The organism is Mycobacterium sp. UM_Kg27, from assembly GCF_000972905.1.
Lineage (GTDB): Bacteria > Actinomycetota > Actinomycetes > Mycobacteriales > Mycobacteriaceae > Mycobacterium.
Genome location: NZ_JRMM01000248.1, coordinates 1 through 2079, shown reverse-complemented (window position 1 = coordinate 2079; position 2079 = coordinate 1). Strand labels below are relative to the sequence as shown.

Below are 2079 nucleotides of genomic sequence, written 5' to 3'. Positions count from 1 at the left end.
CGGCAGCGTCAGATGTGTATAAGAGACAGGTCCTGCATGACGTAGGCCAGTACCTTCTTGGCCAGGGAATCCGGTGCTGACATGTCCCGCAGTACCCCGAAGGCGGCCAACGCGAGCCCCTCGATGAGGACCTGCATCCCCAGGTAGGGCATGTCCCAACGCGAGTCGCGCAGGGTATCGCCCAGCAGCGCGGTCAGGTGTTTGTTGATCGGGTAGACCATCTCGGCCTTGTCCTGCAGGAACCGCGAAAACGCCTCGACATGGCGGGCTTCGTCCATGGTCTGGGTGGCCGCGTAGAACTTCGCGTCCAGATCCGGGACCACTTCGACGATCTTGGCCGCGCACACCATCGCGCCCTGTTCCCCGTGCAGGAACTGGGAGAACTGCCAGGACTGGAAGTGCTGGCGCATCTCGGCGCGACGCGCGTCGTCGGCGGCGTCCCACATCGGGCTGCCAAACAGGGGGTGGAACTCGTCGGGCAGACCGATCGGGTTCATCGGGTCGACGTCTTGGGACCAGTCGATGCGCGACTGGGCGTCCCACTGCTTGTCCTTCCCCTTCTGATACAGCGATAGCAGGCGGGCTCGCCCATCGTCGTACTCCCAGGTGAAGCGCGCGTCTCCGGCGCTGGCGACCTCCCACGAGTAGGGGTCGGGCACGGTCGTGTACTTGTCCCTTGTGGTCATGCGCTGCCGCCTTTACCGGGTGTGACCAGTGGTCTTATGACGTGTATCACACTGCGCCGCCGGCCGCGGCGCGTCAAGCATGTCGGGGCGGGAAACCGAACGTACGAAAACGCCCGGCCCATCAGGACCAGGGGCGTTCTCGAGCGAACTGGCCTCAACCGTCCGCCACAATCAAGGCGCGCAAGTACCGCGGATTCGGCTCTCTCAGCCGTTCAGCTGGTCGTCGGTGACGCGTGCACCGGACTGCTTCGGAACGATCCACCCGTCGAGGTCGAACCCCTGCCGAGTCGCCTCAGCCAGGTAGGCCTCCCGCGTCGCAGGGTCGATCACCGGCTCGCGGGCCAGGAGCCACAGGTTCTTGCGGTTAGGGGTGCCGACGAGAGCAACTGAGTATTCGTCGTCGATCTTCAGCACCCAGTAGTCACCCTTCGTGAACGGTATCCAACGCAGCAGTTCCGGCAGGAACGTAACCTGCAACCGGCCCGGTTGGCCGTCGACCGGCGTCGCCCAGCCGATCGCCTGCGACGGCTTGCCGTTCTCGTCGATGCACCGATTGTCGACACGCAGGCTGCCATCGTCGTGGCGCGTGTAGTTCGCGGTGATGTCGGTGGACTCGGGGGCTTCCCACCGGAGCGGAAGCCGTCCGATCTCGTACCACAGCCCGAGGTAGCGGTCCAAGTCCAGCGAGCTGACCGACGTGACTTCAGATGGTCGGCCCGTGACGGACCCCTCTCTGGCCGCGCGCCCGTGGCACCTGCGACCGTTCCGAAGGTGACTTCTCGTCACCCTGCTGCTTCAGCACGTGACTGGCGCTACTAACGCTCCGGGTGAAAGCGTACTGCGTCCGCGCTCTGCTCCTACAGGGCCGAAAGTCCGCGTCTCCATCGCTCTGCGCTGATACGCAGAAGCGAATGAAAACGCCCCCGACCCGAATGGCCGGGGGCGCTTCGACTTTCAATTCCTAATGGTGGTGATGCCCGTGACCGTGGCCGTGGTCCTCCGGCTCAGCCGGCTTGTCGACCACAGCGGTCTCGGTGGTTAGCACCATCCGCGCCACCGACGCGGCGTTGAGCACCGCTGAGCGGGTCACCTTGACCGGGTCGATGACACCGTCGGCAGCCAGGTCGCCGTAGGACAGCGTGGCGGCGTTGAAGCCCTGCCCGACCGGCAACTCGGCGACCTTGCTGGTCACCACGGCACCGTCCACCCCGGCATTGGTGGCGATCCAGTACAGCGGCGCGCTGAGCGCAGCGGCGAACACCTGCACGCCCTGCTTCTCGTCGCCGGTCAGCGTGGACTGCAGATCCGCCAGCACCGCCCGGGCCTGCACCAGCGCCGCGCCGCCACCGGTGACGATGCCCTCCTCCACCGCAGCCCTGTCTCTTATACACAT

The 2079-nt window shown here is 65.6% G+C and carries 2 protein-coding genes and 1 pseudogene; all 3 read right to left on the bottom strand.

Annotation, left to right across the window (positions count from 1 at the left end; translation table 11 throughout):
• Nucleotides 1-29 precede the first annotated feature (29 nt).
• A pseudogene (locus LI94_RS20945) lies at nucleotides 30-686 on the bottom strand (ferritin-like domain-containing protein); the annotation flags it as partial.
• A gap of 204 nt (nucleotides 687-890) precedes the next feature.
• Entirely contained in the window at nucleotides 891-1364 is a 474-nt protein-coding gene (locus tag LI94_RS20940; protein ID WP_231383952.1) for a lipocalin family protein, read from the bottom strand.
• 283 nt (nucleotides 1365-1647) lie between these two features.
• On the bottom strand, nucleotides 1648-2079 hold a 432-nt coding region (locus tag LI94_RS20935), incomplete at its 5' end, for a TCP-1/cpn60 chaperonin family protein (RefSeq protein ID WP_275451602.1).